Source organism: Actinopolyspora biskrensis, from assembly GCF_013408175.1.
Lineage (GTDB): Bacteria > Actinomycetota > Actinomycetes > Mycobacteriales > Pseudonocardiaceae > Actinopolyspora > Actinopolyspora biskrensis.
The window spans coordinates 396,056-410,117 of the sequence record NZ_JACBYW010000005.1 but is presented as its reverse complement, the minus strand read 5'-3'; the positions used below and the strand labels follow the sequence as shown (position 1 = coordinate 410,117).

Here is a 14,062-nt window from a genome sequence, read left to right as displayed (position 1 = left end):
TCCGACGGAAGCCCGTTCCCGGCGGGGGCCCGCTCGGCCCGCAAGCGGCGCAGCCGCTTTCCTCCACCTGCGCAACCGGCACCGACGCGGCGTGGGCGGCTGCTCGGCGCCGGGCCTCCCCTGATCGAGAGCCCCGAGGGGTTCCGCCACGCGAACCGAGCCGCCGACCCGCTCACTCCCGTGCGTGCGGCTCGACCACCCTGGTCAGGAAATAGACTGCCCCGCTGTCGGCGTGCCGGACCAGGAACCAGAACGGGCGATCCACCTCCACCCGGATCGGTTCCGGCTCCTCCGTCAGAGCCGTCAGCCGCATCATCGCCGCCGTGGCCGCCGCCCCCTCCAGGCCGTGCTCGTCCACCCGCAGCACGGCCTCGTGCAACGCGGTGGAGATCCGGAGGGGTTCGTCCGTCAGCTCGGTGAAGTCGGCCGCCGGGGTGAACGCCTCGCGCACTCCGAGGGCGGCGAGCGGGTCGTTGAGCTCGGCCGAGCCCGTCACCTCGAACTTCGGCAGCAGCAGCTCCACCTGGTTCGGCTCGGGGGAATCGACCAGGCGGCGCAGCCGCGCGTGATCGAGCGCGGGTTCGGCCCTGCTCAGCTCCTCGTCGGGCAGCAGCACGAGCGCCTCCACCGCACCCCGCGCCTGCAGCCGCACCACCTGCCAACCGTCCGGACGGGCGTACCCCAGCAGACCGTTCACGCGCATGGTGGGGACCGGCCCGGTCCCCGCGGGGCCGTGGAACGGTTTCGGAGCGGTGTCGCGTTCCTCGAACGCCCTGTTCCAGGGGGTTTTCAGGTAAAGCGCGTTGACCAGGGCCGCGACCGTGTCCGAGTCGATCGTGCCTTCCTCGACCAGTTCGGGGATCAACCCCCGCGTGACCTCCGCGACATCGGCGTTGATCTCCTGCCGCGCCCGTTCGGGGGCCTCGCGAAACGCGGTGGTGCGCACCTCGCTGCCCGGCAGTTCGGCGATCCGACGCCGGTACGCCTCCCGCAGCGGAAGCCGTTCGTCCGCCCACAGCCGGTTGGCCACCGCGAAATCGACCTCGTCCGTGGGAGTGACGGTCCGCCCGGCCAGTTCCCCCAGCCGTTCGGCGAAGTCCTCGCCCGGCTCGGCCCGCAGGGCGTGCGCCATCTCCTCGCGGGTGTTCCCGCGTGCGGCGGACGCGAGCAACCCGAGGGTGCTCATCACGGAGAAGGGGGACCAGCAGAAGTTCTCCCCCGTGTTCGGCGCGAGCCGCCGGTGCAGGCGCAACGGGAATTCGAGTTGTGCGTCCACGATGTCGCAACGCTCCGATCCACCACGGGAACCGCTTCACTCCGGTCCCGCGCGAGTGTGCCAGGTTCGCGCTCCCGAGGCGATGATCGACGAGCCGGTGTCCGCGGTGCCCTACCGGTTCCCGGGCGGACCGGGGGCCCGAGCCGGGCGGGATTCGGTCACGAGTTCTCGGACAGCGATTCCTCGTCGATGTCGGCCAGCCCCATCAGGCGCAGTTCCTGGGCGATGTAGCCCGCCGCGCGCTCGGCGGCCGGGTCCTGCCACCGCAGATCCTTCACCCAGTCGGCGAGGTCGTCGGAGTTGATGTAGGGCTCTCCGTCGACGACGACCTTCTGAATGTGGTGCCGATTGGCTTCGTCGAACATCGGGGTCTCCTCGCGGCCTTCGGGAAGCCGCTCTGCTAACACGAAAAGGTGAATCATGACCAGCGAAAATCACGCTACGTGTCAGACTGCCGCACAAAAACCGAAAAACGCTGCCCCGTCTGACATAGGTCACAAGAAATCGTCGTCTTTGGTTACCCAATGCTCATGCCAAGACACGGCCTGCGCGTCCGTGAACGAGGCGACCTGGTCCAGCACGGCACGCAACCGCGCGGCGTCGTCCGCGGCGGACGCCCACGCGGCCCGCGCCGTCGGGTCCAGCGACTCGGGGGCCGCGTCCGCCAGAGCACGCACCAAACCGGTCAGCATCCGACGCTGTCGCTGCTGAAGACGCAGCCGCTCCGAATCGCTCATCACGTAGCGCAGGGCCATCGCCTTGAGCACGGCCACCTCGGCCGTCACCTCGTCGGGAACAACCAGGTCCGCTCCGTACCTGGTCAAAGGCCCCCCGCCGAAGGCAAGTCGCGTTTCCCGCACGGCGGCGCTGGCGAACCGCCCCACGAGTTCACTGGTCAGCCGCTTGAGCGCGACCTGAGCACGTGCCGAACCGTCGTAGCCGAGGACGTCCCTCAGGGCGGGCATGGTGAGCAGTTCGACGACCGAGGACTCCAACAACCCCGTGTCCAGCGGTGGCCGCTGCCGGAAACGCTTGGACGCGATCCGCACGATCTCACCGCGCTCCTCGGGGTCCAGCAGGGCCCGCGGTGATATCCGCCCTCCGTGCACCCCGTCCTCCAGATCGTGCACCGAGTAGGCGACGTCATCGGCCCAGTCCATGACCTGCGCCTCCAGACACCGCCGCTCGCCCGGAGCCCCGCTGCGCAGCCACCGGAAAACGCTCAGATCCGACTCGTAGACACCGAACTTCCCGTCCCCCTCCCGCGGCAGCGACCACGGATACTTCGTCGCCGCGTCCAGGCAGGCCCTGGTCAGATTCAGACCGCGTCCCACGCCGTCGGGGCCGACCGACTTGGGCTCGAGCCGGGTGAGTATCCGCAGCGTCTGGGCGTTGCCCTCGAAACCACCGCAGTCGGTCGCCAGCGCGGCGAGAGCCTGCTCCCCGTTGTGCCCGAACGGAGGATGACCGATGTCGTGCGCGAGTCCGGCCGTGTCGACCACATCGGGGTCGGCGCCGAGCTCGACCGCGATGCCGCGTCCGATCTGGGCGACCTCCAGGGAATGAGTCAGCCTCGTCCGGGGGACGTCCCCCTCCTCCGGGCCGAGAACCTGCGTTTTCCCCGCGAGACGACGCAGTGCCGCCGAGTGCAGCACTCTGGCCCGGTCGCGCGCGAAAGGCGACCGGGAGGACGCGGCCCCACCGGTCGGCTCGGCCGCCTTCGGAGGCTCGTCGATCGGTCGCTGCCGGTCGTGCTCGGTGTAGCCGGGAGTGTCACCCAGGGACATCGCCCCCAGCTTAGGGGTTCTTCCACCGTGGTTCGCCCCGGCTGGAGCGCTCGGCCAGCGCGGAGCGAGCTGTTCCGGTGCCGGGAGGCGTCACCCCAGACCGTGGCCGGCGATCTCGGCCGAGGCGTGGGTCAGGCGGTAGTAAAGCACCGCGGCCGCCTCACGCAGGATGTAGTGGGTGCGCACCTCACCGGTGGGTCCGCTGCGTGTGGGCGAAACCATCGTCCGGATCCCCTGTGCCTCGGCCATGGAACGCGAGCGCCAGGAGTGCCACGGGTCGCTGACGATGATGGCCGAGTCCCACGAACGCCGTTCCGCCACCCCGGAGACCGCACGGATGCTGCGCAGCGTGTCGTTGCCCACCTCGAGCTCCGTCATTGCCTCGGCCGGGACTCCCTGCTCGACCAGCCACATACGGCTGGCCGCGGCCTCCGTGTAGTTGTCCCCGGCCTGGCCACCGCCCACGGTGACGACGTGGTCCGCGCGCCCCTGCTGGTAGAGGTCCAGCGCGTGCTCGAGCCGCGCGCGCAGCACGGGGGAGGGATCCCCGTTGTACTGCGCTGCCCCCAGCACCACGATCATGTCGGCCTCGCCCCGCTGGTCGACCTGGGCGACCTGCCAGACCCGGAGCGCCGTCCCGCCGAACACCAGCAGGGCGACCAGCAGCGCACCGAAAAAGGCCCTACATACCCAGGAGGCCACCCACCGGCGGCCCGAAATCCGCGTGGAATCGGGGTGATCGGTCACACCCGCATCGTTGCAGATCCACCGAGCCGCCCGGCGGGCACCCGTTCAGCAGCCGACCAGCCGGGCCGCCAGGTAGCTCTCCAGCTTGTCGATGGACACGCGCTCCTGCTCCATCGTGTCCCGCTCGCGGACGGTCACGGCGTGATCGGACAGCGAGTCGAAGTCCACGGTCACGCAGAACGGGGTGCCGATCTCGTCGTGCCTGCGGTACCGACGTCCGATCGCTCCCGCGTCGTCGAAGTCGATGTTCCAGTTGCGCCGCAACGTGGCGGCCACGTCGCGCGCCTTCGGCGACAGATCGGAGTTGCGGGACAGCGGAAGCACCGCGACCTTTACCGGGGCCAGCCTGCGGTCCAACTTGAGCACGACGCGCTTGTCCACTCCGCCCTTGGCGTTCGGCGCCTCGTCCTCCCGGTAGGCGTCGATCAGAAACGCCATCAGCGGACGCCCCAGCCCGGCTGCGGGCTCGATCACGTACGGACGATAGCGGGAGTTGCTCGTCTGGTCGAAGTACGAGAGGTCCACGCCGGAGTGGTTGGAGTGCGTGGTGAGGTCGAAGTCGGTCCTGTTGGCGACCCCCTCCAGTTCGCCCCACTCACTGCCGCTGAAGCCGAATCGGTACTCGATGTCCACGGTCCGCTTCGAGTAGTGCGAGAGCTTCTCCCTCGGGTGCTCGTAGTGCCGCAGGTTGTCCGGATTGATCCCGAGGTCGGTGTACCACTCGCTCCGCTTGGAGATCCAGTACTCGTGCCAGGACTCGTCCTCGCCCGGCTCCACGAAGAACTCCATCTCCATCTGCTCGAACTCGCGGGTGCGGAAGATGAAGTTGCCCGGCGTCACCTCGTTGCGGAAGGACTTGCCCACCTGGCCGATACCGAACGGGGGCTTCTTCCGCGCGGTGGTCATCACGTTCAGGAAGTTGACGAAGATCCCCTGGGCCGTCTCCGGACGCAGGTAGTGCAGCCCCTCCTCCGAGTCCACCGGTCCGAGGAAGGTCTTGAGCAGCCCGTTGAACATCCTCGGCTCGGTGAACTGACCACGGTTGCCGCAGTTCGGGCAGGGGACGTCGGAGAGGTCGTTCTCGTCGACGTCCTTTCCGGTGCGTGCCGCGTAGTCCTCGGCGAGCTGGTCGGAGCGGTGCCTGTGGTGGCAGGCCGTGCACTCGACCAACGGGTCGACGAACTCCTGGACGTGGCCGGAGGCCTCCCAGACCTGCCTCGGCAGGATCACCGAGGAGTCCAGGCCGACGACGTCGTCACGCCCCTGGACAATATTGCGCCACCACTGACGCTTGATGTTGTCCTTGAGCTCCACCCCGAGCGGCCCGTAGTCCCATGCCGACCGGGTACCGCCGTAAATCTCGCCGCTCGGGTAGACGAAGCCACGGCGCTTGCACAGGTTCACGATCGTTTCGATCTGGTCGGTGGGCACCTTCACTCCACGCTTGTCGCTGGTTACTCGGGCTCAGGTCGGCGCTTCCCGGGAAACCGAGGACGGCGTTCCGACCGAGCTGATACGGATTCTCGCAGGTGAGTTTCCCAGCGTACCCAGCTGGCCCACGACTCAGCGCGCCCCACCCGGTTCGTACCGGACACCGGGTCGTCACCCGTGGTGCGGCCGTTCCGGAGGGACGATTCCACGTGCGATCCGGCCCGGTTCCCCCGCCCGTAGAATGGTGACCGTCGACACCGAAACCGCGACGAAGCGCCGAAAGGATGTCCGGTCTCGTCCGACGGCGGATTTTGTGCGCCGTCGGGACCAAGTGGATGATCACCGCATGGCCACGCCCCCGGATCCCCTCATGAACAGCGACGACGGGCACTCCAGCGAACGAACCTCCCCCGCACCGGCACCCCCCGCCGATCCGGCCACCCTCTCCGAAGCCGGAGACCTGCTGAGGGCCCTGGCCGCCCCGGTGCGGATCGCGATCGTGCTGCAGCTGCGTGTCGCGGAACGTTGCGTCCACGACCTGGTGGACGTCCTCGGCGTGACGCAGCCGTTGATCAGCCAGCACCTTCGGGTGCTGAAGGCGGCGGGGGTCGTCTACGGCAGCCGGAACGGGCGCGAGGTGGTCTACCGGCTGGTGGACGACCACCTGGCGCACATCGTCGTGGACGCCGTGGCGCACGCGGAAGAGGACTCGCGCGATCCCGGGGCTGTCGACGGCACGGCACACACCCCCCGAAGAAACCGACAGGAGACGGAGACAGCGTGACCTCCAGCGAGCGTCCCGCGGCCGCGATTCCGGGCCTGCGGGCCACCAAACAGCGAGCGGCGGTATCGCGGCTGCTCAACGAGATCGACGACTTCCGCTCCGCGCAGGAGCTGTACGAGCAGCTGCGGCACCGGGGCGAGGGCATCGGCCTGACCACCGTTTACCGGACCCTGCAGTCGCTCGCCGAGGCCGGGGAGGTCGACGTCCTCCGCAGCGACTCCGGGGAGTCGGTCTACCGCAAGTGCTCCGACCACCATCACCATCATCTGGTCTGCAGGCACTGCGGCAGGACCGTCGAGGTGGCCGACCCCCCGGTGGAGGACTGGACCGAACGCATCGCGAACGAGCACGGCTTCTCCGAGGTGCACCACACCGTGGAGATCATCGGGACGTGCGCGGACTGTCGCGGCGGCTGAAGCGTCGTCCGGAAGCGGTCCCCCCGGTTCGGCGCGCGCCTCGGGTTCACCGAGAACCGCCGGCCGATCGAGGAGTGCGGGCACTCGAGGCCGCGGGTGCCCGGACCTCCCGGGTGGGGCCCATCCGGGCGACCCGTCCGCCGGCGCCGCGCGGCTCCGGCGGACGGGTCGCCCGGATCATCAGGACTCCTCGGCGGAGCCTCCCGCGGTCCGGTCCCCGGATCCCCGATCGACTTCCTGGCCGAACTCGCCGCGCAGCTGCGAAGCGGTGGAAACGATCAACATCAACAGGGTGGTCAGCGGAGTCCCCGTGAGCCCGTCGGCCGGGAAGGCGTAGCGCAGCGTCAGATCCATCCCCCTGGCGGTGCGCACCACCCCGAGAGTTCCGAACATCCCCTCACCGGCACGTTCGGCCGCCCACCGGGAGATGCTCCCGTCCACCGGGAGGTCCCACGCCACGACGCAGGTCAGGCTCAGCACCGTCAACCCGTCCGCCAGCCGCATCGCCTGCACGGCGCAGGGCACCTCGGAGTGCAGGAAGGTCAGCGCGCCGTCGTCATCGACCCGCACCTCGTAGTAGGTCTCCAGCGCACGTTTCGCCGCCGTCAGCAGGTCGGCCGTGCTCGCCGCTTCCCCGGTCATCACTCGCCCCCCTGCCCGGAATCGTCCGCGTCCGAATCCCGTTCCGCCCTGTCGACGGCGCCCCCGAACCGGCGGTCGCGGCGCGCGTAGGACGCGCAGGCGTCCCACAGGTGTCTGCGGTCCACGTCGGGGAACAACGTGTCCTGGAAGACCATCTCCGCGTAGGCGGACTGCCAGAGCATGAAGTTGGAGGTGCGCCGCTCCCCGGACGGGCGGATGAACAGGTCCACATCGGGCATCTGGGGTTGGTACAGGTGCCGGGCGACCGTGCGCTGGTCCACCTTCTCCGGGTTTATCTTCCCCGCAGCGGCCAGCCTGGCGATCTCACGCGCGGAGTCGCCCACCTCGGCACGCCCTCCGTAGTTGACGCACATCGTCAGGTTCATGACCTTGTTGTTCGCGGTTCGCTCCTCGGCCGACCGCAGCTCGTCGACCACGCTGCGCCACAACTTGGGCCTGCGTCCGGCCCACCGAACCCGCACGCCCAGTTCGTCGAGCTCGTCCACCCGGCGACGGATCACGTCGCGGTTGAACCCCATGAGGAACTTGACCTCCTCGGGGCTGCGCTTCCAGTTCTCCGTGGAGAACGCGTACAGCGAGAGCCACTGCACACCCAGTTCGATGGCGCCGCGGGCCAGTTCGAGTACAACGGCCTCCCCCTGCTTGTGCCCCTCGATGCGGGGGAGACCACGTTCGTTGGCCCACCTGCCGTTTCCGTCCATGACGACGGCGACGTGGTTGGGCACCAGTTCCGGAGGCAACGCGGGTGGTTCCGCACCGGAAGGATGGGGGTCCGGCGCTCGTACGTCCGAAGCGTCCCTACCCCGCCCACGGCGTCGCAGCATTGAGCTCCCCTTCGCGATCAACAGCCGATTCGATTCCGGGCCGGTTCCCATTCTCGCGGACGCCCACCACTCACCGGCCCAGCGGGCGTCCGAAACGGATCGCGGGCCCCTCGTCCAACGGCAACCTGGTCATCCCCACGGCGCGGTAGAAGGCGTGCGCCGAGGCGTTCGTCGCGCGCACCCCGAGCTGCACCCCGGGCGACCCCGCCGCGGCCAGGGTCTCGAAGAGCACCCGCAGCAGAGCTTTCCCCACCCCCATGCGACGGGCTCCGGACAGCACGTTGATGTGCAGGTGCGAGGGGTAGACGTCGGTGTCGGGCAGCAACATCGTCCGGGGACGGTGCAGCAGCACGCGCAGCTGCCCGTCCGCGTCCTCCACCCGCTCGGATTCACCCCGACCGCCACCGGCAGGAGGGGCTGGGTGGCTGCGCGCGAAGCGGGGCGAGAACTCCTGCTCCCAGCGACGGTAGAACTCCACGGAGTCCAGCGCGGCGACCACGTAGCCGAGCGTTTGCCCGGAGCTCTCCGCGACGAAGCACAGTTCCGGGTGCAGGGCCAGATACGGCGAGGCGAACACGTGCGCCATCAGCTCCGGCTCCCGCAGGATGTTGCGCGAGTGCTCACCGGCGTCCCCGGTGGCCACGCAGATCCGCCGCACGTCCACCTCGTCCCCGGGACGGCACCCTCGGACGATCACGGTCGTTCCGGCGGGCCGCTCGGACCCGGTCCCGCGGTCGCCCCCACGCCGCTCGCCCGTTCACGGATCAGCTCGGGGACCCGCTTCTCCGGAGGGACGGAGGATTCCTCCGCCTGCGCCTCCGCCGCGGGCACTCGTTCGTCCCCGCCCCGCTCGGCCGAATCGCGCTCCACCAGCGGCAGCGAGCGCAGCTGGCGTTCCAGGTGCCACTGCAGGTGCGCCGCGACCAGACCACTGCCTTCCCGGCGCACCGTCTCCTCGGAGGTCTCGGCCACGTCCCAGTCACCGTCGAGCAACGCCCGCAGCAGGGCGAGCGTGGCCGCGGCCGGCCTGGCGGCCCCCGCGGGGCGGCACTCGGGGCACACCGTCCCGCCGATGTGGACGCTGAAAGCGACGTGGGGGCCTGCGAGGCCGCAACGGGCGCACTCCCCGAGGGCGGGAGACCATCCCGCGAAGGCCATCGCCCGCAGCACGAAGGCGTCCAGCACCAGGGAGGCATCTCTGCGACCACCGGCCAGCGCTCTCAGGGCCCCGACGACGAGCAGGTACATGCGCAGCACCGGCTCCCCCTCCTCGGCCGCGATCCGGTCCACCGTCTCCAGCACGGCGCACGCGGTCGTGTAGCGCCGGTAGTCACCGACGATGCCCGCACCGAAGGCGTCCAGGGTCTGAACCTGGGTGATCACGTCGAGGGTTCTTCCGGTGTGCAGTTGCACGTCCACGTGCGCGAACGGCTCGAGCCGGGCTCCGAACCTGGAACTCGTGCGGCGGACCCCCTTCGCCACCGCCCGCACCTTGCCGTAGCGACGGGTCAGCAGAGTGATGATCCGGTCGGCCTCACCCAGTTTGCCCACCCTCAGCACGACACCGACATCGCGATACAGGCTCACGGCCCCATCGTCCCATCGAGAGGTGCCGTCAGGTCGCCAGCACCGTGAACGGTTCCACCGGCAGGTTGCGCAGCACCGTCCACAGCACCAAGCCGCCCCCCAGCAGGTGGGCGCACGCGAACCCGCGCCTCCCCGAGGGCCAGAAGCTCCGGCCGCGCCCCAGCTCACAACGCGCGCAGGCGACCAGCAGCGCCGCGACCAGCGGGAGGAGAACGAGGGCGGCGAACGCGTTGAAGCCCAACGCGCCGGGGAGGTCCCCCCGCAACAGCGCCTCGAGCATGCGGGTGCCCCCGCACATCGGCCCGTCCAGGCCCGCCGCGGCGAAAACGCAGGGGAAGTCGAACGGTGAGACCACCAGCAGCGAGCCCGCGGTCACCAGACCGGCGGCGGCCGACAACGTGCGCGGCAGTCGAAGCAGGGGGCGAACGAGCACGCCGCGCACCGCAGGCCTCCGATCGTCCGAACGGGCAGGAACCGCACCGATGGTGGTGTCCGTCGCATCACCACGTCGAAACCACCGCGCCGGTCGGGTCGGTACGGGCCCGCCACGGTGTGATCCTACCCAAACGTCGATTTTCCGGGACGGCACAGCACGGGGCTTCCGCCGTGATTGGATCTGCGCGGCGAAGTCGAAGGAGAATCTGATGACCAACCCGTACGGACCGGGACCGCACGACCCACCGTCGAACAGCGGCGGATTCCCGCAACCCCCGCAGTCCTCGTACGGCGGGGGTTTGCAGTACCCCGGTTACCAACCCGGACGGCAGTACCCGTCCAACCAGAACTTCTACATCGGTTACGGCGGGGTGCAGCCCCCCAACAACGGGCTGGCGATCGCCTCGATGGTGCTCTCGCTGGTGTCCGTCCTCACCATGTGCTTCTGGGGACTGGGCAGTCTGCTCGCACTGCTCGGTGTGATCTTCGGGCACGTGGCCAGGGGGCAGATCCGCCGCGACGGAACCAGCGGGGACGGCATGGCGATGGCGGGGCTCGTGATCGGCTACTGCCTGCTGGGGCTGGCTCTCCTAGGGGTCACCCTGCTGGTGATCGGCCTCAGCCTGCCGTTCATGGTCGGAGGCGCTGCCACGACGATGTGACGGGCCGGACTCCGGCCGTGGTCCCGGCCGGAGCTCCGCTCCGGACGAGGTGCCGAGCGCACGTGGGGGGTGCTTCCGTCGACGGCGTCGGACACCTTCCGCGGAGGCTCCGGGGACCGGCCGTCCACCGGGACTCAGAACCCGAGCTTGCGCAGCTGCTTGGGGTCCCGCTGCCATTCCTTGGCCACCTTGACCTGCAGGTCCAGGTAGATCTTGCTGCCGAGCAGCGCCTGGATCTGCCTGCGGGCACGCTCCCCCACCTCTTTGAGCCGCTCCCCGCTCCTGCCGATCACGATCGCTTTCTGGCTGGACCGTTCCACGTACAGGGACACGTAGATGTCCACCAGGTTGTCGTAGCCCTCCCGCGGGGCCATCTCGTCGATGGCCACGGCCAGGGAGTGCGGCAACTCGTCGCGCACCCCCTCCAGCGCGGCCTCGCGCACGAGCTCGGAGATCAACGACTCCTCCGGCTCGTCGGTGATCTCACCCTCCGGGTACAGCTGCGGCCCCTCCGGGACCTGGCGCACCAGGATCTCGGAGAGCACGTCCATCTGAAAGTGGTCCACCGAGGAGACCGGGACTATCTCGGTGAAGTCCATGAGCTCCTGCATCGCCACCAGCTGCTCGGCCACGCGGTGCTTGGCGACCAGGTCGGTCTTGGTCACGACCCCGATGACTGGGGTGCGCTTGGTCACCTTGGCCAGTTCCTGCGCGATGTGCCGGTCACCGGGGCCGATCTTCTGGTCGGCCGGGACGCAGAAGCCGATGACGTCGACCTCGGACCAGGTGGAGTGCACCAGGTCGTTGAGCCGCTCCCCGAGCAGGGTCTTCGGCCGGTGCAACCCGGGGGTGTCCACGATGACCAGCTGCCCGTCGGAGCGGTGCACGATTCCGCGGATGGCGTGTCGCGTGGTCTGCGGCTTGCTGGAGGTGATCGCCACCTTGGTGCCGACGAGGGCGTTGGTCAACGTCGACTTGCCTGCGTTCGGCCGCCCGACGAAGCAGGCGAACCCGGATCGATGTGTTTCACTTGAGCTGGTCACGGACCCATTGTCGCCGCAGGGTCGTCAGCGCGTGTTGGCGGTGGTCCCCATGCAGCTCAACAGGGTTCGGTGACTGATCCAACCGACGGGCTCGGTCCCCCGCTCGTCGAGCACCGGGGCTGCCGACACCTCCACGGAGACCAGCGAGTCGAGGGCGTCGACGAGCTTGTTCTCGGGGGAGATCTCCGGAGGAACCTCCAGCAGCTTCCCGACCTCGCCGTTGTCCACGGTCCCGTCGCCCAGCACCTCGGCGACGGCACCGGCCGTGACGCAGCCCTGGTAGCGCCCGTTCTCGTCCACGACGGGAAGTACCGAGTCGACGCTCTGGGCCAGCCGCTGGGCCGCTTCGGAGAGCTTGGTGCTCGTGGTCAGCTTGTCCGGCAGCGTCTCCATGACATCGGCCACCGTGCGATCGGGCAACCGCCCGCGACGCTGCCGCGCGTCGAGGTCGATGCCGCGCCGGGCCAGCTTGGCCGTGTAGATGGTGTCCCTGCTCAGGGTCCTGCTCAGCAGCGTCGCCACCACCACGGCCAGCATCAGCGGCAGGATGATCGAGTACTGTCCGGTCAGCTCGAACAGGATGATCACGGCCGTTATCGGGGCCCGGGCGGAGCCCGCGAAGGCGGCCCCCATGCCGATCAGCCCGTAGGCCCCCGGGGAGCCGGCGATGCCGGGGAGCAGACCGTGGGCGATCGTGCCGAACGCGGTCCCGCCCATACCGCCGACGAACAGCGCCGGAGCGAAGACGCCCCCCGAGCCCCCTATTCCGATGGTCAGGCTGGTGGCCAGCATCTTGCCGAACAGCAGGATGATCAGGAACCAGATGGCGTAGTTGCCGTGAATGGCGTTGCCCAGCACGGGATAGCCCACCCCGTACATCTGCGGAAGCACCAGGAGGAGCAGCCCGAGCAGCAGACCGCCCACTCCGGGACGCAGCCATTCCGGACCCCGCCAGAGACGGTCGCAGAGGTCCTCCACCCCGTAGAGCACCTTGCTGAAGAGCAGCCCGACCACTCCGATCAGCACTCCCAGCAGGGCGAACAGCAGGAACTCGCCGGGGTTCTGCAGGTGGAAGTCGGGCAGGGTCAGAAAGGCCTCGTTGCCCATGACCGCCCGGCCGATGACGCTGGCCGTGACACTGGAGAGCACGACCGCACCGAAGGACTCCACGGCGAAGTCGCGCAGGATCAGCTCCATCGCGAAGAAGGGGCCGGCCATCGGGGCGTTGAAGGTGGCCGCTATGCCGCCTGCCGCGCCGCAGGCCACCAGCACGCGCATCCGCCGCTCGGTGAGTTTGAACCGGTGCCCGACCGTCGACCCGAGGGCCGAACCGATCTGCACGATCGGTCCCTCCCTGCCGACGGAGCCACCGCCTCCGATGCACAGCGCGGACGCCAGGGCCTTCACCAGGCTGACCTGTGGCTGGATCCGTCCTCCGCGCTCGGAGACGGCGTACATGACCTCGGGTACACCGTGGCCCTTCGCCTCGGGGGCCAGCCAGTACACCAGAGGACCGTAGAGCAGTCCCGCCACGGCGGGGGCGAGGACGAGGAACCAGACGCCGAGGCCGGGCAGCCACGCGTGAGCGGCACCGGGATCAGTCGTGTACTCGGGCCGTCCGGTGAGCAGCTCGGTCGCGGACGTGATCAGCCACCGAAACGCGATAGCTCCGAGCCCGGAGCCGACTCCGATCAGCAGGGCGAGAGCCATGAGGCCGCTACCGCGTTGGCGGAGCCAGGTTCCGAGCTGCCCACGTACCGGTCCGGCAAGGGGCATCGATCGTTTTCCGGCTTCCGCCATCACACTTGCATAATGCAACTCTTGCCCTGTGCACGTCAATGTGAAAATGGCGACATGAGCAATCCGGAACCGCCCAACGGTGATGAAGTGGACGCGATCACCGAGGCGGTACTGACCGCTTCGCGGCTGCTGGTGGGAGTCTCGGCGAGATCGGTCGCCGCGGTCGCCGGGCCGATCACGCTCCCCCAGTTCCGACTGCTGGTCGCGCTGGGATCGCGCGGGCCGCTCAAACTGGTCTCGCTGGCCGAGATGCTCGGGGTGAACCCCTCCACGGCGACCCGGACGGTGGACCGGCTCGTCACGGCAGGCTGGGCGGAGCGGAAGAGCAACCCGGACTCGCGCAGGGAGGTGACGGTGGGTCTCACCCCGGCGGGGCGTGACCTGGTGGACCGGGTGACGGACTACCGCCGCAGCGAGATCGCGGCCATAGTCGAACGCATCCCCCACGAGGACCGCGCGGGCCTGGTGCAGGCCCTGCAGGCGTTCACCGAAGCCGGGGACGAACCACCACCACGCGCCTCGCCCTACGACGCGGGACTCACGAAATGGGAGTGAACAACCACCGGGAGAACCGGGAGAAGCGCCCCGTCACCCGACTCCCGGCGAA

General features: G+C 69.3%; 16 protein-coding genes. 4 read left to right on the top strand and 12 right to left on the bottom strand.

All coding sequences use genetic code 11. The features are described from left to right. Window positions 1-172: 172 nt before the first annotated feature. From FHR84_RS15230 to FHR84_RS15210, 5 genes are all read right to left on the bottom strand, one after another. Window positions 173-1,276: a serpin family protein gene (locus FHR84_RS15230; RefSeq protein ID WP_179536167.1), complete on the bottom strand. Its 1,104-nt coding sequence runs from the start codon at window positions 1,274-1,276 to the stop codon at window positions 173-175. Window positions 1,277-1,434: 158 nt separating this feature from the next. Then, window positions 1,435-1,641, bottom strand: coding sequence for a hypothetical protein (locus FHR84_RS15225; protein ID WP_179536166.1), 207 nt, complete (start codon window positions 1,639-1,641; stop codon window positions 1,435-1,437). Window positions 1,642-1,770: 129 nt separating this feature from the next. Continuing rightward, a complete protein-coding gene (locus FHR84_RS15220) occupies window positions 1,771-3,063 on the bottom strand; it encodes a deoxyguanosinetriphosphate triphosphohydrolase (protein WP_179536165.1) in 1,293 nt (430 codons plus the stop codon). A gap of 90 nt (window positions 3,064-3,153) precedes the next feature. Further along, a complete protein-coding gene (locus FHR84_RS15215; protein WP_343075295.1) occupies window positions 3,154-3,810 on the bottom strand; it encodes a YdcF family protein in 657 nt (218 codons plus the stop codon). A gap of 45 nt (window positions 3,811-3,855) precedes the next feature. Beyond that, complete coding sequence (locus tag FHR84_RS15210; protein WP_179536164.1) at window positions 3,856-5,241, bottom strand: glycine--tRNA ligase; 1,386 nt, start codon at window positions 5,239-5,241, stop codon at window positions 3,856-3,858. A gap of 346 nt (window positions 5,242-5,587) precedes the next feature. On the opposite strand from FHR84_RS15210, the gene FHR84_RS15205 reads away from it, so the two are divergent. Both FHR84_RS15205 and FHR84_RS15200 read left to right on the top strand, forming a co-directional pair. After that, window positions 5,588-6,025 (top strand): ArsR/SmtB family transcription factor, encoded by a 438-nt coding sequence (locus FHR84_RS15205; RefSeq protein WP_246300584.1) that lies wholly within the window; start codon window positions 5,588-5,590, stop codon window positions 6,023-6,025. Continuing rightward, complete coding sequence (locus FHR84_RS15200) at window positions 6,022-6,441, top strand: transcriptional repressor (protein WP_179536163.1); 420 nt, start codon at window positions 6,022-6,024, stop codon at window positions 6,439-6,441. The genes FHR84_RS15205 and FHR84_RS15200 overlap by 4 nt, the downstream gene beginning before the upstream one ends. A gap of 180 nt (window positions 6,442-6,621) precedes the next feature. Here FHR84_RS15200 and FHR84_RS15195 read toward each other — a convergent pair whose 3' ends face one another. From FHR84_RS15195 to FHR84_RS22500, 5 genes are all read right to left on the bottom strand, one after another. Continuing rightward, the gene (locus FHR84_RS15195; RefSeq protein ID WP_179536162.1) at window positions 6,622-7,083 is read right to left on the bottom strand and encodes a hypothetical protein; all 462 of its coding nucleotides are present in this window, start codon (window positions 7,081-7,083) and stop codon (window positions 6,622-6,624) included. Further along, the gene (locus tag FHR84_RS15190) at window positions 7,083-7,928 is read right to left on the bottom strand and encodes an isoprenyl transferase (RefSeq protein ID WP_179536161.1); all 846 of its coding nucleotides are present in this window, start codon (window positions 7,926-7,928) and stop codon (window positions 7,083-7,085) included. The genes FHR84_RS15195 and FHR84_RS15190 overlap by 1 nt, the downstream gene beginning before the upstream one ends. A 70-nt stretch (window positions 7,929-7,998) precedes the next feature. After that, complete coding sequence (locus FHR84_RS15185) at window positions 7,999-8,625, bottom strand: GNAT family N-acetyltransferase (RefSeq protein ID WP_179536160.1); 627 nt, start codon at window positions 8,623-8,625, stop codon at window positions 7,999-8,001. Then, window positions 8,622-9,515: a DNA repair protein RecO gene (gene recO / locus FHR84_RS15180; protein ID WP_179536159.1), complete on the bottom strand. Its 894-nt coding sequence runs from the start codon at window positions 9,513-9,515 to the stop codon at window positions 8,622-8,624. Before recO ends, FHR84_RS15185 begins: the two co-directional genes overlap by 4 nt. A 28-nt stretch (window positions 9,516-9,543) precedes the next feature. Then, a complete protein-coding gene (locus FHR84_RS22500; RefSeq protein ID WP_343075294.1) occupies window positions 9,544-9,948 on the bottom strand; it encodes a DUF2752 domain-containing protein in 405 nt (134 codons plus the stop codon). A 211-nt stretch (window positions 9,949-10,159) separates the two neighbouring features. Here FHR84_RS22500 and FHR84_RS15170 point away from each other — a divergent pair, with 211 nt between their 5' ends. Beyond that, window positions 10,160-10,612, top strand: coding sequence for a DUF4190 domain-containing protein (locus tag FHR84_RS15170; RefSeq protein ID WP_179536158.1), 453 nt, complete (start codon window positions 10,160-10,162; stop codon window positions 10,610-10,612). 134 nt (window positions 10,613-10,746) lie between these two features. Here FHR84_RS15170 and era read toward each other — a convergent pair whose 3' ends face one another. Together era and FHR84_RS15160 are read right to left on the bottom strand one after the other, a co-directional pair. After that, a complete protein-coding gene (gene era, locus FHR84_RS15165; protein ID WP_179536157.1) occupies window positions 10,747-11,655 on the bottom strand; it encodes a GTPase Era in 909 nt (302 codons plus the stop codon). Between the two features lie 24 nt (window positions 11,656-11,679). Then, window positions 11,680-13,431 (bottom strand): chloride channel protein, encoded by a 1,752-nt coding sequence (locus FHR84_RS15160; RefSeq protein WP_179536156.1) that lies wholly within the window; start codon window positions 13,429-13,431, stop codon window positions 11,680-11,682. 78 nt (window positions 13,432-13,509) lie between these two features. Here FHR84_RS15160 and FHR84_RS15155 point away from each other — a divergent pair, with 78 nt between their 5' ends. Continuing rightward, a complete protein-coding gene (locus FHR84_RS15155; protein WP_179536155.1) occupies window positions 13,510-14,010 on the top strand; it encodes a MarR family winged helix-turn-helix transcriptional regulator in 501 nt (166 codons plus the stop codon). The last annotated feature ends 52 nt before the right edge of the window (window positions 14,011-14,062 follow it).

What these genes read in the sequence shown, in the direction of transcription:
- FHR84_RS15225 (WP_179536166.1), bottom strand. Translation starts at nt 1,641, where the DNA reads ATGTTCGACGAAGCCAATCGGCACCACATTCAGAAGGTCGTCGTCGAC.
- FHR84_RS15220 (WP_179536165.1), bottom strand. Translation starts at nt 3,063, where the DNA reads ATGTCCCTGGGTGACACTCCCGGCTACACCGAGCACGACCGGCAGCGA.
- FHR84_RS15205 (WP_246300584.1), top strand. Translation starts at nt 5,588, where the DNA reads ATGGCCACGCCCCCGGATCCCCTCATGAACAGCGACGACGGGCACTCC.
- FHR84_RS15195 (WP_179536162.1), bottom strand. Translation starts at nt 7,083, where the DNA reads ATGACCGGGGAAGCGGCGAGCACGGCCGACCTGCTGACGGCGGCGAAA.
- FHR84_RS15190 (WP_179536161.1), bottom strand. Translation starts at nt 7,928, where the DNA reads ATGCTGCGACGCCGTGGGCGGGGTAGGGACGCTTCGGACGTACGAGCG.
- FHR84_RS15170 (WP_179536158.1), top strand. Translation starts at nt 10,160, where the DNA reads ATGACCAACCCGTACGGACCGGGACCGCACGACCCACCGTCGAACAGC.
- FHR84_RS15160 (WP_179536156.1), bottom strand. Translation starts at nt 13,431, where the DNA reads ATGCCCCTTGCCGGACCGGTACGTGGGCAGCTCGGAACCTGGCTCCGC.
- FHR84_RS15155 (WP_179536155.1), top strand. Translation starts at nt 13,510, where the DNA reads ATGAGCAATCCGGAACCGCCCAACGGTGATGAAGTGGACGCGATCACC.